Source organism: Rhodococcus sp. IEGM 27, assembly GCF_033142305.1.
Taxonomy (GTDB): Bacteria; Actinomycetota; Actinomycetes; order Mycobacteriales; family Mycobacteriaceae; genus Rhodococcus_F; species Rhodococcus_F oxybenzonivorans.
The window spans coordinates 1134060-1152159 of sequence record NZ_JAWLSG010000001.1 but is presented as its reverse complement, the minus strand read 5'-3'; the positions used below and the strand labels follow the sequence as shown (position 1 = coordinate 1152159).

The 18100-nt window shown below is 66.2% G+C and carries 20 protein-coding genes and 3 pseudogenes; 13 read left to right on the top strand and 10 right to left on the bottom strand.

Annotated elements, in window-relative coordinates; all coding sequences use genetic code 11:
• Positions 1-17: 17 nt before the first annotated feature.
• The 8 genes and pseudogenes from R4P95_RS05455 to R4P95_RS05420 all read left to right on the top strand — a co-directional run bounded on the left by R4P95_RS05455 (position 18) and on the right by R4P95_RS05420 (position 7402).
• Positions 18-875 (top strand): fumarylacetoacetate hydrolase family protein, encoded by an 858-nt coding sequence (locus R4P95_RS05455; RefSeq protein ID WP_213573845.1) that lies wholly within the window; start codon positions 18-20, stop codon positions 873-875.
• On the top strand, positions 872-1879 hold the full coding sequence (locus tag R4P95_RS05450; RefSeq protein WP_213573843.1) for a C-terminal binding protein: 1008 nt from the start codon (positions 872-874) through the stop codon (positions 1877-1879). The genes R4P95_RS05455 and R4P95_RS05450 overlap by 4 nt, the downstream gene beginning before the upstream one ends.
• Positions 1876-2880, top strand: a complete 1005-nt coding sequence (locus R4P95_RS05445; RefSeq protein WP_317743801.1) for an aminoglycoside phosphotransferase family protein — start codon at positions 1876-1878, stop codon at positions 2878-2880. The genes R4P95_RS05450 and R4P95_RS05445 overlap by 4 nt, the downstream gene beginning before the upstream one ends.
• A 2-nt stretch (positions 2881-2882) precedes the next feature.
• A complete protein-coding gene (eno, locus tag R4P95_RS05440) occupies positions 2883-4172 on the top strand; it encodes a phosphopyruvate hydratase (protein WP_317743800.1) in 1290 nt (429 codons plus the stop codon).
• Positions 4173-4240: 68 nt separating this feature from the next.
• A complete protein-coding gene (locus R4P95_RS05435; RefSeq protein WP_317743799.1) occupies positions 4241-5032 on the top strand; it encodes a CoA transferase subunit A in 792 nt (263 codons plus the stop codon).
• A 2-nt stretch (positions 5033-5034) separates the two neighbouring features.
• On the top strand, positions 5035-5682 hold the full coding sequence (locus R4P95_RS05430; RefSeq protein ID WP_213573834.1) for a CoA transferase subunit B: 648 nt from the start codon (positions 5035-5037) through the stop codon (positions 5680-5682).
• Positions 5683-5775: 93 nt separating this feature from the next.
• On the top strand, positions 5776-6090 hold the full coding sequence (locus tag R4P95_RS05425; RefSeq protein WP_213573832.1) for a Dabb family protein: 315 nt from the start codon (positions 5776-5778) through the stop codon (positions 6088-6090).
• Between the two features lie 128 nt (positions 6091-6218).
• Positions 6219-7402: pseudogene (locus R4P95_RS05420) on the top strand (thiolase family protein).
• A 17-nt stretch (positions 7403-7419) separates the two neighbouring features.
• Here the strand turns inward: R4P95_RS05420 and R4P95_RS33520 are convergent.
• A complete protein-coding gene (locus tag R4P95_RS33520) occupies positions 7420-7647 on the bottom strand; it encodes a hypothetical protein (RefSeq protein ID WP_397517676.1) in 228 nt (75 codons plus the stop codon).
• Here R4P95_RS33520 and R4P95_RS33515 point away from each other — a divergent pair.
• The 3 genes and pseudogenes from R4P95_RS33515 to R4P95_RS05405 all read left to right on the top strand — a co-directional run.
• Entirely contained in the window at positions 7552-7965 is a 414-nt protein-coding gene (locus R4P95_RS33515; protein ID WP_249354690.1) for a hypothetical protein, read from the top strand. The genes R4P95_RS33520 and R4P95_RS33515 overlap by 96 nt on opposite strands.
• Before the next feature lie 119 nt (positions 7966-8084).
• Positions 8085-8516, top strand: a complete 432-nt coding sequence (locus R4P95_RS33510) for a hypothetical protein (protein WP_397517657.1) — start codon at positions 8085-8087, stop codon at positions 8514-8516.
• A gap of 87 nt (positions 8517-8603) precedes the next feature.
• Positions 8604-8849, top strand: a pseudogene (locus tag R4P95_RS05405) (transposase); the annotation flags it as partial.
• A gap of 166 nt (positions 8850-9015) precedes the next feature.
• On the opposite strand, the gene R4P95_RS05400 reads toward R4P95_RS05405, so the two are convergent.
• The 3 genes from R4P95_RS05400 to R4P95_RS05390 all read right to left on the bottom strand — a co-directional run bounded on the left by R4P95_RS05400 (position 9016) and on the right by R4P95_RS05390 (position 11592).
• Entirely contained in the window at positions 9016-9426 is a 411-nt protein-coding gene (locus R4P95_RS05400) for a RidA family protein (protein ID WP_317743796.1), read from the bottom strand.
• Positions 9427-9570: 144 nt separating this feature from the next.
• Complete coding sequence (locus R4P95_RS05395; protein ID WP_213573823.1) at positions 9571-10851, bottom strand: MFS transporter; 1281 nt, start codon at positions 10849-10851, stop codon at positions 9571-9573.
• 78 nt (positions 10852-10929) lie between these two features.
• Complete coding sequence (locus R4P95_RS05390) at positions 10930-11592, bottom strand: metalloregulator ArsR/SmtB family transcription factor (protein ID WP_317743795.1); 663 nt, start codon at positions 11590-11592, stop codon at positions 10930-10932.
• Between the two features lie 87 nt (positions 11593-11679).
• On the opposite strand from R4P95_RS05390, the gene R4P95_RS05385 reads away from it, so the two are divergent.
• Positions 11680-13041, top strand: coding sequence for an MBL fold metallo-hydrolase (locus R4P95_RS05385; protein WP_317743953.1), 1362 nt, complete (start codon positions 11680-11682; stop codon positions 13039-13041).
• Entirely contained in the window at positions 13038-14336 is a 1299-nt protein-coding gene (locus R4P95_RS05380; protein WP_213573817.1) for an MFS transporter, read from the top strand. Before R4P95_RS05385 ends, R4P95_RS05380 begins: the two co-directional genes overlap by 4 nt.
• Before the next feature lie 51 nt (positions 14337-14387).
• Here the strand turns inward: R4P95_RS05380 and R4P95_RS05375 are convergent, their stop codons facing one another.
• From R4P95_RS05375 to R4P95_RS05350, 6 genes and pseudogenes are all read right to left on the bottom strand, one after another.
• Positions 14388-14846 carry an SRPBCC family protein gene (locus R4P95_RS05375; RefSeq protein ID WP_317743794.1) on the bottom strand — a complete coding sequence of 153 codons (459 nt, stop codon included), beginning with the start codon at positions 14844-14846 and terminating at the stop codon, positions 14388-14390.
• Positions 14846-15328 (bottom strand): SRPBCC family protein, encoded by a 483-nt coding sequence (locus tag R4P95_RS05370; protein WP_213578311.1) that lies wholly within the window; start codon positions 15326-15328, stop codon positions 14846-14848. Before R4P95_RS05370 ends, R4P95_RS05375 begins: the two co-directional genes overlap by 1 nt.
• A gap of 18 nt (positions 15329-15346) precedes the next feature.
• A pseudogene (locus tag R4P95_RS05365) lies at positions 15347-15646 on the bottom strand (ArsR/SmtB family transcription factor); the annotation flags it as partial.
• A gap of 242 nt (positions 15647-15888) precedes the next feature.
• Entirely contained in the window at positions 15889-16662 is a 774-nt protein-coding gene (locus R4P95_RS05360; protein WP_317743793.1) for a DUF6390 family protein, read from the bottom strand.
• Positions 16663-16667: 5 nt separating this feature from the next.
• Complete coding sequence (gene hypD / locus R4P95_RS05355; RefSeq protein ID WP_109326808.1) at positions 16668-17795, bottom strand: hydrogenase formation protein HypD; 1128 nt, start codon at positions 17793-17795, stop codon at positions 16668-16670.
• 16 nt (positions 17796-17811) lie between these two features.
• Positions 17812-18084: a HypC/HybG/HupF family hydrogenase formation chaperone gene (locus R4P95_RS05350; RefSeq protein ID WP_109326811.1), complete on the bottom strand. Its 273-nt coding sequence runs from the start codon at positions 18082-18084 to the stop codon at positions 17812-17814.
• Positions 18085-18100 lie beyond the last annotated feature (16 nt).

The window sequence follows — 18100 nt, the reverse complement described above, 5'->3', positions numbered from 1 at the left end:
TGCTCAGAGGGCACTTCATGAAGATCGCGAACCAAAACAACCGCGCCGTACTCATCTCCGGTGACCAAGCACTCGACATCGAACAAGCCAGCAGCGGCCGATTCCCCGCCGACATCGCCGCCCTCTTCCACGTGTGGCAGGAATTCAGCGAATGGGCACAGTCCGCATCGTTCGCGTCCGCCGGTGACCTTCGTCAGGACCAGTTGGGGGCACCGAGCCCGACACCGTTGCAGGGATTCGGTATCGGCGTCAACTATGCCAAGCATGTCGCCGAGGCGGGCTGGCCCGTCCCCGAATACCCGCTCGTGTTCCCGAAGTTCCCCACCTCGGTGACCGGACCGGGCACCACCATCGCACTGTCCGGACCCCGCGTGGACTGGGAAGTCGAAGCAGTCATCGTGATCGGCCGCGAAGCCCACAAGGTTTCCGCCGACGATGCGTGGGACTATGTCGCCGGAGTGACCATCGGCCAGGACTTCTCCGACCGGGACGTGCAGCAGCGTCCCGAATCGCACCCGCAATTCGGCCTCGGCAAGTCCTTCCCCGGATACTCCGCGATCGGCCCCGTCCTGGTCACTCCTGACGAATTCGACGACCGGAACAACATCGCCCTGGGTAGCTTGCTCAACGGCAAAGAGGTACAGAACTCGAGCACCAGCGACCTCATCTTCCCGGTGGGCCAGCTGATCGAATACATCTCGGGAATCGTGACCCTCACCCCGGGTGACCTCATCTTCACCGGAACACCCTCCGGCGTCGGCACCGCCTGGAACCCGCCACGTTTCCTGCGCGAGGGCGACGTCATCGAAAGCTGGATCACCGGTATCGGGCAGATGAGCCACACCTTCTCCGGACCGGAACCGGCGCACGCATGAGCACCATCCTGGTCACGGACTACTCCTGGCCCACCCTCGACATCGAACGTGAGATCCTCGCCCGGGTAGGTGCGGAGCTCGTCGTGGCCGACACCGGAACCGAAGACGAGCTCGTCGACCTCGCAGCCGACGTCGACGCGATCTTGACCTGCTGGAAGCCGGTCACCGCTCGAGTCCTGGAAGCAGCACGATCCTGCCGTACCGTCGGCCGCTACGGGGTCGGACTCGACAACATCGACGTCGAATGCGCCACCCGGCTCGGCGTGATCGTGTCCAACGTTCCCGAGTTCTGCACCGAAGAAGTCGCCGACCACACCCTCGCCCTGATCCTCGGACACACACGTAAAGTCGCGCAGTTCGCGCAGCAAACCGCCACCGGTGGTTGGGACAACAAAGAATTCGGCGCACTCAAACGGCTCCGAAACAGAACTGTCGGGCTGGTCGGCTTCGGAGCCATCGGGCGGGCTGTAGCCCACCGGGTCCAGGCCTTCGGGATGAACGTCGTGGCGTTCTCACCGTCACAGGCCGGCAAGAGGGAAGACGCCGGGGTGACGTTCACCCGTACGCTCGACGAGCTTCTCGCCTGCGCCGACATCCTGTCCCTCCATCTGCCGGCGAACCCGGCCACGACAGGCATCATCGGAGCCCGCGAACTCGGGTTGCTTCCCGCCGGCGCCGTGGTGATCAACACCTCACGCGGTGCACTCATCGACGAATCAGCCCTGCTCGACGCGCTCGAACGCAATACCCTGGCCGGAGCCGCACTCGATGTGATGGCCACCGAACCTCCCGGGAAGGACCATCCGCTCCGCCATCGACAGGACGTGATCCTGACGCCACACGCGGCATTCATCTCCGACGAAGCCGTCGCAGACCTGCAACGCACGGCAGCAACGAATGTCGCCGCCGTGCTGCGCGGCGAACTACCTTCGCATGTGGTCAACGCCCAGGTGATCGACTCCCCACACGCACGCTTCTCGACCCGGAACACGGCGCTGACATGACCATTCACCCCATCGATAACACCACGACCGGGCTTGCTGACGAGGTGACGGCCTTCCTGATCGACCGCGGCCTCGCCAACGAGGACACGCCTCTCGACATCGCACCGCTGTCGGGGGGAGTGTCCAACGACGTCCTGGCCGTCTCCGGTCCTGGAGTAGACGTCGTCGTCAAGCGTGCGCTTCCCAAACTTCGCGTCGAGGCCGACTGGTATGCCTCCCCACAACGCCTTATCACCGAGGCACACGCGATCGACGCCGCAGGCACGCTACTGCCGCACCACGTGCCGCCGATGCTGGCATTGGACGAGGACAGACACTTGATGGCCCTCGCCCGAGCCCCACGGGACTTCACCGAATGGAAGACCGACCTGCTCGCAGGACAGGTCGCGCCCCACATCGGCGCAGTTCTGGGACGACTGTCGGCCACCCTCCACGCGGAGTCCAGCGACAACCCGGTCATGCGAAACACGTTCGCCGACACCGACGCCTTCCTTGAACTCAGAGTCGACCCGTTCTACCGATGGACGAGCGCCCACCATCACGACCTCGCCCCAGCGATCGAGGCCACCGTCGACCATATGCTCGCCACCCGGATGTGTCTGGTCCACGGGGACTTCTCGCCGAAGAACATCCTCACCGGTGCCGACGGGTTGTGGATCATCGACTGGGAGGTAACCCACATCGGTGACCCGACCTTCGACGTGGCCTTCATGCTGGCGCATTTCGTGTGCAAGGCACTGCACACTCCGTCCGCAGCCCACGAATTCCGGGATTTGGCACGAGCATTCCTCGATGCCTACCTCACCCACCCCCAGCCTCGATTGCCCGAACTCGACCGCGACCACCTGCTGCGGCAGATCGGGTGCCTCCTGCTCGCCCGCGTCGACGGTAAGTCGCCGGCGACCTACCTGTCCCCGGCCGCCCGGGCGCAGGCGCTCCAGATCGCTCGGCAGGTACTACTTCATCCCCGCCCCACCTTCGACCTTCTCTGGAGGAACTGACCATGTCCGGTACCCGAATCAAATCGGTGTTCTCCTGGGAGGCCCTCGATTCCCGCGGCAATCCGACCGTGGCCACGGAGGTCACCCTCCACGACGGGACCGCGGCCACGGCGATCGTGCCGTCGGGTGCCTCCACCGGCACCCACGAAGCCGTCGAACTACGCGATGGCGGGATCCGGTACGGCGGAAAAGGCGTAACCTACGCGGTCGCGAACGCCAACACCACACTGCGCGACGCCGTCTGCGGGATCGACGCCACCGACCAACGAGCCGTCGACGCCGCTCTGCGCGAGGCAGACGGTACACCCCACCTGTCGACGATGGGTTCGAATGCCGTCTTGTCGGTGTCGATCGCCTCAGCCCGAGCCGCTGCCCGAGCCGCCGGATTGCCCCTCTACGCCCACATCGGAAACGACCCCCTGCTTCCGCTGCCCATGGTCAACGTCATCTCCGGTGGCGCCCACGCCGACGGAGCGGTCGACATCCAGGACTTCCTCGTCGTCCCGGTCGGCGCCGACAGCTTCCACGAGGCGATCGAATTCGCCTGGCGAGTGCGTCGCGGCACCGCCCAGGTGCTCGAGGATGCCGGATACGATGTCGCGCTCGTCGCCGACGAAGGCGGACTGGGCCCGAGACTGCCGTCCAACCGTGCGGCATTGGAGTTTCTCGCGCGCGGCGTCGCCAAGGCCGGCCTCGATCTCGGAGCACAGGCCGCGATCGCGATCGATGTCGCCGCCACCGAGTTCTACGACGTGAACTCGGCCCGCTACCATTTCGCCTCCGAGAACCGGCACCTGAGCTCCAGCGAACTCATCGCCGAACTCGAAGCATGGTCGTCGGACTTCCCGATCGTGTCCATCGAAGACATCCTGTCCGAAGACGATTGGGACCATTGGCCCAAGGCACAAGCAGCTCTTCCCTCCACCCAGCTCCTCGGTGACGACCTGTTCGTGACCAATCCCCAGCGACTGGCACAGGGAGTGGACCGCGGCGCAGCAAATGCTGTTCTGGTCAAACCCAATCAGATCGGCACCCTCTCGCAGGCGCGCGAGGTCGTCGACTTCGCACGAGAACACAACGTCGCCACGGTGCTCTCCGCCCGATCGGGTGAGTCCGAGGATTCGTGGCTGTCCGACCTGGCGGTGGGCTGGCGCACGGGACAGATCAAGGTCGGATCGACCACCCGCTCGGAGCGAACCGCCAAATGGAATCGGTTACTCGAGATCGAAGCGAAACTGGGGTCATCGGCCCAGTACGCGGGGGCTGGAGCGCTGGCGCCGGACCCTGTGTGACCGACTGTCAGCACAAGAAGGGCCTACCACGCAAACGTCCCGGCTCGACCGGAAAGGGAAATCACACAATGGCTGCACAAGGATCAACGACAGTACTCACCGGACCCAAGGTGGTGGTGTCCGCGGCCGACGCGGTCTCCGACATCCCCTCCGGAGCCTCGCTCGCGGTCGGTGGATTCGGTCTCGCCGGGGTACCGGACACGGTGATCGCCGCCCTCGCGGACACGGACGTCGCCGATCTCGAGGTGATATCCAACAACTGCGGAGCCACCGGACACGGACTGGATCTGTTGCTCACCCGCGGCAAGATCCGGCGGATGATCGCCTCATACGTGGGCGAGAACAAAGAGTTCGCCCGCCAGTATCTCTCCGGAGAACTCGAGGTGGAACTCACCCCGCAAGGCACCCTGGCCGAGAAACTCCGAGCCGGCGGCGCTGGCATCCCAGCCTTCTTCACACCGGCCGGAGTCGGAACCCCGATCTCTGCCGGCGGACTGCCGTGGCGCTACGCACGAGATGGGTCAGTTGAGCTCGCCTCCCCGCCGAAGGAAACCCGGACGTTCGCTGGAAAGCGATACGTTCTCGAGGAGTCGATCACCGCGGATTACGCGCTTGTTCACGCCCTCATCGGGGACACCGAAGGCAACCTGGTCTTCAACAAGGCAGCACAGAACTTCAATCCCCTCGCAGCGATGGCCGGACGACTTTGCATTGTCGAGGTCGAGCAACTCGTCGCACCTGGGGTCATCGACCCTGCTCAGGTGCACCTGCCGGGCATATACGTCGACCGGATCGTGCACACAGGCCCGCAGGACAAACACATTGAAAAACGTACCGTCCGTGCCGGCAAGGAGGACTGACCATGACCGCAGTAGTGCAAACCCAAGGCTGGACCCGCGAACAGATGGCGGCCCGCGCGGCCCAAGAACTCGCGCCGGGACAGTACGTCAACCTCGGGATCGGACTGCCCACGCTGATCCCGAACTTTCTGCCGGCGGGTGTACGAGTAACCCTGCACAGCGAAAATGGAATTCTCGGTACCGGGCCCTACCCGGATGAGCAGCACGTCGACGCCGATCTCATCAACGCCGGCAAGGAAACCGTTACCGTCAACCCCGGTGCGTCGTACTTCGATTCGGCCGCCTCGTTCGGGATGATCCGCGGCGGACACATCGACACCGCAGTACTCGGCGGAATGCAGGTCTCTGCATCCGGAGACCTGGCGAACTGGATGGTCCCGGGCAAGATGGTTAAGGGCATGGGTGGGGCGATGGACCTGGTGCACGGTGCCCGCAAGGTCATCGTGCTCATGGAACACACCGACCGGGACGGCAACCCAAAGATCGTCGAGGAATGCGCCCTGCCACTCACGGGCGAGGGCGTGGTCAACCGCATCATAACCAACCTGGCGGTCCTCGATATCACCGACACCGGGCTGGCGCTGCGCGAATGCGCCCCCGATGTCACCTCAGAACAGGTTCGTGCCGCGACCGGTGCGCCGCTGTCCTAGGCGACGGTCGCCGGCGCGAACCGAGGGAGATGCCCGAGTCGGGCCGATCCGGGCATCTCCCTCCTCCCACTTTCTCCAGACAAGGACCGCAAAATGCCGATGGGCCACGTGATCACACTGACCTTCACCCACGACACTCCCGAGCATGTATTCACCGCACTGTCCGCGTCCCTCGACAAACTCGCGTCAGCATGCCAGGGAATCGAATCCTACTGGCACGGAAAGGATCTAAGACTGCGAGAAACCACCGCCGACTACGCCGTCACCGCCATATTCCGGGACCACGACGCCTTCACTGCATACCTCGCCGCACCAGCACACGTCCGGCTCAATGCGGAACTCGTCCAGCCTTACCTCGCAGAGAAGTCATCGGTACAGTTCGACGTTCCGGCGACCACCCACCCGTAAAGACGACCTCGGACGGTTACATACCGTAACTCACGTCATCGACTCACAGCACTCAGCACGTCGGATGCCCGAACAGCTCGGGCTCCGGCGGATACACCTGCAACAAACAAGATCGGAAGATACTAGACATGACCACTCAGGAATCTGTCGTCATCGTCGACGGTGCCCGCACCCCCGTTGGCAGCTTCGGTGGCGTGTTCGTCGATGTACCCGCCCACGAACTCGGCGCCACCGCCACCAAGTTCGCCCTTGTCCGCGCGGGCGTCGCGCCCGAGGACATCGACGAAGTGGTGATGGGCTGTGTTGGTCAGGTGGGGGCGGATGCTTACAACGCTCGCCGTGTCGCTCTGTCCGCTGGACTGCCGGTTTCGGTCCCTGCCCATACCGTCAACCGGTTGTGCGGCTCAGGGTTGCAGGCTGTATGGTCCGCTGCGATGCAGATACGTTGGGGTGGAGCCAATCTCACCGTCGCCGGGGGTAACGAGAACATGTCCCGCATGCCCTTCTACGACTTCGGGGCCCGCACCGGTTACAAACTCGGGAATCGGACGCTCGTCGACGGCACCGTCGGCATGCTCACCGACCCCTTCGACGGCATACACATGGGTATCACCGCCGAGAACGTTGCACGCAAGTACGGAATCAGCCGTCAACAGCAGGACGAGTTCGCGGCCGAATCGCAGCGCCGCGCCGCTACCGCTCGTGCCCGAGCCGTGTTCGACGAGGAGATCACTCCAGTCCAGGTCGGAGGTCGCAATCCTGTCACCATCACCACCGACGAACATCCCAAGTCCAGCACCACTGTCGCAACCTTGGCCACGCTGCGCCCTGCCTTCGAGGCCGGTGGGACCGTCACCGCCGGCAACGCTTCGGGCATCAACGACGGGGCAGGTGCGCTGGTACTTTCTCGTGGATCCGTTGCCCGGGAGAGGGGGTTGGGCGGGCTGGCAACGATCGAGTCGGTCGCGACCGCTGCCCTCGAGCCGGAGCTGATGGGCTAGCACCGGCGTTGGCGCTCGCCAAACTGTTCGAGCAGACCGGCACCACCGCCGCCGACATCGATACCATCGAGTTGAACGAGGCATTCGCCTCTCAGGCGGTCGCGGTAATCCGCGACGCCAAACTTGATTCGGAGAAGACTAATCCTTATGGGGGTGCGATCGCACTTGGCCACCCCGTCGGCGCCACCGGCGCCATTCTGACCTTGCGTGTTGCCAAAGATCTGGTGCGACGCGATCTAGAGCTAGGTATTGTCACCATGTGCATCGGCGGCGGCCAAGCCCTCGCCGCGCTGTTACGTCGTGTGCACTGATGTGCTGCGAATCCAGCTCAGACGCCTGGCCCGGCAACACGTTGATTGACACATGTGGGTAACGCGACACTGCCACCGCCGAGGACTGCGCCATGTACGGCATGTTGTCGGCGGTAAGGGGGCCGGCCCTCGAAGCTCAGCCCGACCAGATCGAACTCGCACAGCGCCTCTACGACGCGGGCGAGCACACCGTCGCGCAGATCGCGGACATGCTGAAGGTGCCGCGCACCACCGTGTATGGGCATCTAGGCACGGGAAAGAAGCCCGATCGGAGCACACGGCACCGCCCGAACCGTCGCCGCCTCACCGACAAGCACTCTGTGGTTACTTCGTACCTGGTTGCGACGTTCCAGGCTCGAGGTTATCGACCAGGCGCGGATGGCCCGAGCGGCGCGATGCGTGGGGGGACCGGTTGCGTGCGTCTCGCCGGAAGTTGTCGTTCTCGATGGTCAGTACGTGCAATGCGCGAGCGAAAGTTTCGCTGGTCAGGCGGTAGCGGTCCCGTTCGTCTCGCAGCGACTGGTTCGACTTCTGCAGGGTGGCGATCTGCTCGCGGAGCTTGACCTCGTTGTCGGGGATGCCGTCGCGGGTTCGTCTTTGCGCGTAGAAGAGATCCTTGAGGTCGGTGTGCTTGTGGGTCAGCTTGTTTCGCTTCACCCCCGCTTCTTGCGCGAGGGTGACGATGTCCAGCTTGCCCGACGACCGCAGCGGTGTTCCCGCGAACAGGCGCTGCATGGCCGCGGTGATGGCACGTCGGTCGTCGTCATCGGTCAACGTCGGTCTCCTCGCGGTTCGTGATGCGGGTCTTCTCGTGCTGTTCGACGAGTTTGTTCAGGTGGGCTGCTCGTTGACGGAGGCGTTCACGCAGCGGCATCGGGGTGGCCGGCTCGACGATTTCGTCGCGGAGTCGGGCGATCTCGCTGCGCAGTGCGGCGATGTGGGTGTCGGTGCGCGCGATGTTCGCGCAGGACGGATCGCACCGGTCGATCGCCGGGGATTTCGACCGGCCGGACGGGTGAGCGCGATCCGGGTGGCAGAGCGATTTAGCTGGATCGTAGTTGCAGGTGAGGAACGCCTCGGGGTTTGTCGTGAACGTGGAACTGCGGAACTTTGAGCAGTGCGCGGGCCTGTGTGGGGGTCAGGAACATGCCCTCGAACCGGTTCCGGGCTTCGGTGGCGGCGCTGATCAGCCGAACGTTCCAGTCCGTGGCAACGGGGTGCGAACGAGAATTTCAACGGGCTCACTCGACAGTATTTCCCGAAGGGCACCGATCTTTCGGTGCACAGTCACGCTCATGTGCGGTCGGTAACACGTGAGCTCAACACTCGCCCACGGAAGAACCTGGAGTACGCAACTCCCGCCACGGTATTCAATGCCGAGCGACGGGCCACCGCTCACCGGCGACGCACTGCGCTGGAACTCGCGATGCCGACTGCGGTAACGTAACCCGTGAGCTGGGAAGACCCAGATTTCAATAGGCTTGTGTTGCAACGACAGTGAGAATCTGCCCGCCCCGAAAGCGAAATCAGCACCGGACGGGGCTATCGGGTTTGTGCTGGTCAGCGAGTTTCGGTCAGGGGCCGGCTTTCGGGACGTGCCGGTGAGCGTTCCGCTATTGAAGCGCGGCGATCGCCTCGACTTCGACAAGCTGGTCCGGGTAGCCGAGTACAGCAACGCCGAGCAGTGTGCTGGGCACGTCGTGATCGCCAAAGTGGCGGCTGACGACATCCCACGCCGTCACCAGGTCCGCTCGTGCGTTGCTGGCGACGTAGACCGTCGTCTTGACCACGTCGGGCAGATTGGCACCAGCGGCGTGTAGCGCGGCGCGCAGATTGAGCATCACTTGTTCGGCCTGACCTGCGATGTCCCCAACCGCTACCGTGGCGCCGGCCTCATCGAGCGGGCAGGCACCAGCGGTGAATACGAGCCTGGATGGCTGCTGGGTCCTCGCCGCGTACGCGTAGGGCACGTTGGCCGTCAACGCCGACGGTCGAATCAGCTCGATGTGCATGTCGTCGCTCATGGTCACAGTCTCGCAGAGCGCAGGTTTCGACATAGTTTCTCGACACGAGTTGTCGACGCTTGCGACGTACCGAATCCGCCGGTCAGAAGTGATGTCGATAAAAAGGGGATCGAACTTCGACGCCACTTGAGGCCCGCCCACCGGTTACCGCGGCGCGCTGCCGGTTGCCGTTTCGTTCGCCGGTGTCAGCGGATTCGTCTTCGTCTTCATTCTGGCTGACAGGGCGAGGGCGGGCACGATGCTCAGCGCGATCACTCCGCCGGTGACGGCGAGGACGGTGTAGTCGGTGGCCGCGACGATCATCCCGGAGGTCAGCCCGCCCCCGGCCCCGGCGACGGCGATGCACAGATCGACGGTGCCCTGGGTGCGGGCCCGGGTGGTCAGCGGGACCTCGTCGGTGATGATCGTGGTGCCGCTGACCAGTCCGAGGTTCCAGCCGAGGCCGAGCAGGCCGAGGGCGAGGGCGAGGGCGGGCACCGACGATGCCGGTACCGCGGCTGCGGTGATCCCGGCGGCGAGCAGGGTGAGCGCTGAGGCGGCGGCGACCGGCCGGGGTCCGAGGCGGTCGACGAGCAACCCAGACAGCGGGGACGGTAGGTACATGGCGCCGACGTGGACGGCGATGACCATCCCGGCGGCACCGACACTGTGGCCGTGGTGCTGCATGTGGATCGGGGTCATCGTCATGATCGCGACCATCACCAGCTGGGTCACCACCATCACCGTCGCCCCGAGTACCACTGCCGGGGACCAGGTCCGCTCCGCAGCGGGGGCGGTCTCGTCGACGGCCGCGTTGGGGGTGTCGACGGCCAGGGTCCGCGCCAGCAGCAGCGGGTCCGGGCGCAGCAACACCCACAGCACCAGCGCGGCGAGGGCGTAGGCGGCGGCGGAGAGCACGAACGGCCCGGACAACGCCGGGATGCCCCACCGGGTGGCCAGATCGCCCATCACGGTCACCAGATTCGGGCCCACGACGGCACCGACGGTGGTGGCCACCAGCACCGTGCTCACCGCCCGGCCGCGGTGGTGCGCGCTCGCCAGATCCGCTCCGGCGTACCGGGCTTGCAGGTTGGTCGCGGTGCCCGCGCCGTAGACGAACAGGGCGAGGAACAGCAGGGCGATGTTGCCCAGGACCGCGGCCGCCACCACCCCGAGGCTGCCGAGGGAGCCGGCCGCGTACCCGAGAGTTAGGCCCGTCCTACGGCCGAGGCGTTGCGAGATGCGCCCGACAGTGACCGCGGCCGCGGCGGAGCCGATAGTGAACATGGCGCTGGGCAGCCCGGCGAGGCTGGTGGTCTCGAGCATGTCCTGCGCCAGCAGCGCCCCGACCGTGATACCGGCGGCCAGGCCGGCGCCGCTGAGCACCTGGGCGCCGACCAGGACCGCCAGTGTGCGGCGCTGCTGCGGGTTCTGCTGCGAACTCATCGATCACCTCGGAGGTTTCGGGGTGGGCCCGCACAGACGCGGCCGGGACAGGAGTTTTCGGTGATGCCGGGTGTGTGGTCAGGTCAGGGAGTCGACCGGCAGGGCCGCCAGCCGCCACTCGAGCATGCCGTCGGCCAGCCGCGAGGCGCGGCGGCCGTGGTCGGTCAGGAGCCGGACCGCGTCGTGGGCGAGCACGCAGTAGGCGCCGCGGCAGTAGGCGACGATCTCCTGATCCGCAGGTAGGTCGGCGAGGTGATCGGCCAACTGGTCCAACGGAATCGACACGGCGCCGGGGATGTGCCCGGCCTGGTATTCCTCGCGGGGACGCACGTCGAGGACCGTCACCTTCCCGGACCGGGCCCGCTCGAGTAGTTGGTCCTTGCTGACGTGTTCGGTGTCGGCGGGGCCGAGGTAGGCGGTGCGGGCGGCCTCGACATCGGGCAGGTGGTCGTTGGCGACCGTGCGGACCAGCGCGAACAGCTGCGCCACATCCGCACCGGCGAGCCGGTAGAACACCTTGGTGCCCTCGCGGCGGGTGGCGACCAGATTGGCCTGCTTGAGGGTTTGCAGATGCGCGGACGCGGTCGTCAGACCCAACTCGGCTGCGCGGGCGAGCCCGTCGACGGTGCGCTCGCCCTGGGCGAGCAGATCCAGCAGCTCGAGCCGCTTACCGCTGCTGAGCGCCTTGCCGATCCGGGCGAACTGGTCGAACAGTTCCGTCTTCGCGATCCGATCACCCATAGCATTCTCCAATCATCTTTGGAATAGTGTAGAACATGGATCGGGTGTTCCGCCCGGAATGCCCTCATGTCGAGGCAGGAGAAGACCATGGCCGGGATCGATCTGGTGCCGCTCGTCGACGAGGGGCTCGGCAATTCCGCGTATCTGGTGGATCTGGGGGACGGGCGGGCGTTGGTGGTCGACGTCAGCCGGGACCTGCGGGCGGTCCACGCCGCGGCCGCCCGCCGCGGGTTGACCGTCGCGTTCGCCGCCGACACCCACCTGCACGCCGACTTCCTTTCCGGCGCCCATCAACTCGGCGCCACCGGCGGAACGCGGGTGCTGGCCTCGGCGGCCGGGGACCGGGAGTTTCCGCATACCGGGCTGCGCGACGGCGACGAGGTGGACCTCGGCGGTTTGCGGTTGCGGGCGCTGATGACGCCCGGGCACACCTACGAGCACCTGTCGTTCCTGCTCCTCGACGGCGAGCAGGAGGTCGGGGTGTTCACCGGCGGATCGTTGATCGTGGGTTCGGCCGCCCGCACCGATCTGATCGGCCCGGATCGCACCGAAGTTCTCGCCCGCGCCCAGTACGCCTCGCTGCAGCGCCTCGCTGCGCTGCCCGACGAGGTCGCGGTGTGGCCGACCCACGGGGCGGGGTCGTTCTGCTCGGCCCCGCCCGGCGCCGAGCGCACCAGCACCATCGCCCGCGAGCGTGCCACCAACCCGCTGCTCGCCGCCCGGGACGAGGACAGCTTCGTCGACCAATTGCTGGGGTCCCTGGGCAGCTATCCGCCGTACTTCCTCCGGCTCGGCGAGATCAACCGGGTCGGTCCTCCACTCCTCGACCAGGATCCGGTGCTGCCGGCCTTGACCGTCGACACCGTCCGGGCCCGACTGGGCGAAGGTGCCGCCCTGATCGATGTGCGCCCGCTGGCCCGTTTCGCGGCCGCCCACATCCCCGGCGCCCTCTCGATCCCGCTGCGGCCGGTGTTCGCGAGCTGGCTGGGCTGGCTCGCCCCGGCCGACCGGCCCCTGATCATCGTCCGCGACCCCGACCAGGACGTGAACGAGATCGTATGGCAGGGCTTGAAAATCGGATACGACAACCTGATCGGCGAACTCGATGGCGGCCTCGCCGCCTGGACCGCCGCGGAACTCGAGGTGACCGCCACCGCGCTGACCGGCGCCGACCGGGTCGGCAATGTTCGGGTCCTCGACATCCGTCAACGCCCCGAATACCTGGCCGGGCACCTGCCCGGCGCCGTCCACATCGAACTCGGCGCCCTCCCGGGCCGGGTCGACGACCTGCCCCGAGAACCGACCGTGGTGATGTGCGGGCACGGCGAACGCGCGATGGGCGCCGCGAGCCTGCTCGAACGCGCCGGGCACCGAAACCTCACGGTGCTCGAGGGCGGACCCGACGACTGGGCCGCCGCCACCGGCCGCACCCTCGAGACCGGCACATGAGCCCCACCTCGCCCCGGCCGATCCGACTCGGCCTGGGCGCCAACCTTGCCCAGTTCAGCCTGCTCGTCGCCGTCAATGCCCTCGTCGGTGGCATGGTCGGCCAGCAACAGACCGTGCTGCCGCTGCTCGCAGCGAACGAATTCGCCCTCACCGGTTACACGTTCATCTTCACCTACGTGGCCGCGTTCGGGATCACCAAGGCCGCCGCCAACTACGTCGCCGGCACGTTCTCCGACCGCTACGGCCGTAAACCGGTCCTGCTGGTGGGCTGGCTGTTCGCCATCCCCGTCCCGCTGATGCTCATCGCCGCCCCCAACTGGTGGTGGATCGTCGCCGCCAACGTGCTGTTGGGTATCAACCAGGGCCTGACCTGGTCGACCACCGTGGTGATGAAGATCGACCTGGTCGGCCCCGCCCGCCGCGGCCTGGCCATGGGCCTGAACGAGGCCGCCGGCTACGGGGCCGTGGCCGTCAGCTCACTGCTGGCCGGCTACCTCGCCGAACAGTACGGGCTACGGCCCGCCCCATTCCTGCTCGGACTCGCCTACACCGCCCTCGCGCTGCTGCTGTCCGGGGTGTTCATCCACGAAACCCGCGACCACGCGCGCCTCGAGGCCGCCCAGCACATCCCCCGCGCGGACGGTGCGCACGATCACCTGCACGCGGACCTGACCGACCGGCAGATCGCCGCGGCAACGAGTTTCACCGAACCCGCGCTGTCCTCGGCGAGCCAGGCCGGCCTGGTCAACAACCTCAACTTCGGCCTGTCCTGGGGTCTGTTCCCGCTGCTGTTCGCCACCGCAGACCTGCCCGCCGGCCAGATCGGGCTGCTGTTCGCCCTCTACCCCGGTGTGTGGGGCACCGGACAGCTGGTCACCGGCGCCCTGTCCGACCGCATCGGCCGCAAACACCTGATCACCACCGGCATGGCCCTCCAAGCTGCGGCCCTCGCCCTGATCGCCACCTCGGACGCCTTCCTCGGGTGGGCCGCGGGGACGGTGCTGCTCGGAGCCGGGACCGCCATGGTTTACCCCACCCTGCTCGCCGTGATCGGCGACGTCGCGCACCCAGCCTGGCGCGGGCGCGCCGTCGGGATCTACCGGGTCTGGCGCGACAGCGGCTACGCCGTCGGCGCCATCGCCGGCGGCATCGTCGCCGACCTGATGGGCATGCACGCCGCCCTCTGGGCCGCCGCCGCCGTCAGCACCGCCTGCGCCCTCGCCGTCGCCGCCCGCATGTACGAAACCCACCCCAGACCCATCAACACCAGCACCGGACGTGCGTCGAAGGATTGACCGCCTCACCGGAAAATGCGCCTCGGGTCAGCCGCCGAGTGCGGGTCCGCACTAATTCGGCTGTGCCGGTTGCGATTCCAGACGCTGCTCGAGGGTGGCCAGATTGCGTGGCATCTCCCTGCGGGCCTGTGGGCGCACAGCAAGTGGCACGAGAATCTTCCCGATCCCATGGCCTTCGAAGTCGACCGCGATCGTCACCCGCGAGCGATGCCCGGCATCGAGCGGATCGACGGACACCTTCACCACGGCACGGATCGGGCCGTCGACACCGTGCACACCCCAGGTTCTCGGCGGGTCGATGTGCGTGAGTTCGGCGGTCACCGAGCGCTCGGCGAACCCGATGCGGCGCGTGGTGCGGCATTTCTCGCCGACCCGCGGGGTCCCGTTCGCGTCCATGTGACCGCCGACCACGCCCTTCTGCCACTCGGCGAAGCGGGTCGGGTCGGTGACGTAGCCGAACACCTGCGCCGGTGGACGGTCGATGTCGATGCTGGTCGTGATCGGCGCCATCAGTGCCGCTCACTGTCGACGGCGCCACGGTAGCGCTGCAGGTAGAGCGGCCACCCGGCGTCGTGCTCGACACCGTCGCGGACCGCTTCCCAACCCTGACCGTGGCGCTCGAGGTTGCGGTGCTCGAGCTCGACCCGGGTGCGATCATCGGATTCGGCGATGAACCGGACCTCCACCTCGCTGGTCTTGGCCGGGTCGGTCTCGATCTGCCAGTGCCCGTTGATGTCCCAACTGAACACCACCCGGTTCGGCGGCTCATAGGCAAGGACCCGCGCCCACCGGCATTCGGTGCCGTCCACACCGCGGTCGTAGATGTGGCCGCCCACCCTCGGTTCGAACACGGTCTCGGCGATCGGGACCGCCATGATGTTGTGCTCACGCGGCTTGATCGCATCGAATCGCTCGATGAACAACGCGAACGCGCGCTCCACACCTGCGTTCACCACGACCTGCTTGCGCACCGACTCGTGTGTTTGTGTCATGACCTCTCCTGCGGGTTGTTCGACCGCATCCTTGAATGCGGTCAGGGCCTGTACCCAGAACCGGTCGAGCTGCGAGCGCAGCACGCCGATACCGGCCGGGTCGAGGTGATAGATGCGGCGTGTTCCGACTGCCCGATCACGGACCAGCCCAGCGTCTTTGAGCACCTTCAGATGCTGCGAAACCGCCGGCCGGCTGATCGGCAACTCCCGTGCGAGCTCACCGACCGCGCACGGCCCCTCGGCCAGACGCTCGAGGATCGTGCGCCTCGTCCGATCAGCGAGCGCGCCCCATTCATCTCCAGCTTGGTAAGTATCTACGAACGGTAAGCCTTCGCTTACGAAGCGTGGTTGTCAAGAGTATCCACCGTGACCTGGCGGCCGCAGCACCGCCGATGGGCGCACACGCTCATGCGGCGTTGCAGCGGTGGGTCGACATGAGCACTCCTTGCTACGTTTGCACCGATATACAACACCGTTGCTTTCGTTGCGGAGAGGAGCGGGGCGCGCGGTTGACCACGGTCCACTCAGTCGAGTCGATGCCTCACCGACAGAGGAGACTGCTACCCGGAGTGACCAGTCGTGCTCAACCTCCGGTTGGTCTGCGCAAGTTGCCATTCCGTTTGCTGCTCGAGGCGGTCGAGCTGGGCGGCGCGGAGTCGGTCGCAGACGAAATTCCAGTGCACCGCCACACGATCGCCGACGGCGAGATCGGGGACGAAGGCTCCCTCGGGCACCGTGTAGTCGGCGGGCACTTCCCGGTCGGGTCCGAGGAATAGCTGCCCGTGCTCGAACATCAGCGGTCGTGAACGGACCACTGCCCGGTCTGCCGTGAACCCCACTACGTCGCCCCAGCTGATCCGGCACGAGTCGAGAACGTGCAGCGGTTGCGGCATCCCCGTGTCGAGTAGCCGCGACCACGGGTAGACGCCGAGGACATGGAAATTGTGAGTCGGAGCCGCTTCGACGAGGAGCTCCCCGGTCAGGTGTTTCCAGTAGTGTCCCGCTGTCGACGCCAGCCGCGCGAGGAGGGTTGCGCCGAACTGGGCTCGGTCTATGCGGTCGATCAGGTCGTCGGCCGTCCAGTAGGCACGGACCACCCGCTCGTCCAGGGGGTCGGCGATGCCCGCAAGTTCCGCGATCACCTGTTGATACGGCCAGGCGCCGCTGAACTGCCGTGCCAGCGAGAGCACATCGACGTCGGTGGCCTGACCGCACGCGAGCGCCTGCAGTCGCTCGGAACCCGGAGGGCCGCAATACCCGAGCGCATTCGGGGCGTGCGCGTACTGCGCGAACAGGCGGTGCCCCGGCAGCACCGAATGTTCGAGCGACACCATGGCAGTCAGGCTCGCTGCCCGAGCAGCTGCGCGGTCTCCCGGTGCAACCGGCCGAAGTTGTAGTAGGCGGCGCAGGCGCCCTCGGGGGAGACCATGCAGGTACCGATGGGTGTCTCCGGTGTGCAGGCTGTCCCGAACACCTTGCACTCCCAGGGCTTGATGACACCCTTGAGTACCTCACCGCACTGGCATGCCTTCGGGTCGGCGACGCGGATGCCCGGCATCGAGAACTTCTCCTCGGCGTCGAACTCCGCGTAGTTCCGGTGCACCTTCAGTGCGCTCTGCGAGATGAACCCGAGGCCCCGCCACTCGAAATGTGGTCGCAGCTCGAACGTTTCGGCCATCAACTTCAGCGCCTGCACGTTGCCCTCCGGGCGCACCACCCGCTTGTACTGATTCTCGATCTCGCAGCGTCCCTCCCGAATCTGCTGGAGCAGCATGTGCACCGAGGCGAGAATGTCGAGGGGCTCGAAGCCGGCGACGACCATCGGCTTGCCATACACCTCGGACACGAAGCGGTACGGGCGCAGTCCGACCACCGTGGACACGTGCCCCGGGCCGAGGAACCCGGACAGCCGCAGGTCCGGCGACTCCAGGATCGCCTTGATGGGCGGAACGATCGTGACGTGGTTGCAGAACACGCTGAAGTTCGTCACCCCGAGTGCCCGCGCCCGCACCAGGGTCACGGCCGTGGACGGCGCCGTGGTCTCGAAGCCGACCGCGAAGAACACCACCTGCTTGTCCGGATTGTCGATGGCCACCTTCAGGGCGTCGAGCGGTGAGTACACGAACCGGACGTCCGCGCCCCGCGCCTTGGCCTCGATGAGATTGCCCTTCGAGCCGGGCACGCGCATCATGTCGCCGAAGGTGGTGAAGATGACACCGGGCTGTTCCGCGAGCCACATCGCGTCGTCGACGCGGCCCATGGGGATGACGCACACCGGGCATCCGGGCCCGTGCACCAACTCCACCGATTCGGGCAGCAGGTGCTCGATACCGTGACGATAGATCGTGTGGGTGTGGCCGCCACACACTTCCATGAACTTGAACTCGTCACCGCGGGCCAGCTCGGTGATGGACTTGACCAGGGCTCGCGCCGCTGCGGGGTCGCGGAATTCGTCGACGAACTTCATCACTTACCTCTGACTCTCAGGCGATCTCGGACGAGTTGAACGCGTCGATCTCGTTCACATAGTCGGCGCCCATCTTCTGCACCTGGTCCAGGGTGAGTTGCGCCTCGATTTCGTCGATCTTCGCCATCGCGAACCCGACGTGCACGAGCACCCAGTCACCGACCACCAGGTTGTCTTCGGCGAGCAGTCGAACACTGATCGTTCTCTGGACGCCGTTCACGTCCACCTTGGCCAGATGCTGTTGGGCGTCGACGATGTCGACCACCTGACCGGGTATTCCCAAGCACATCGGGTTTCTCCTCTCC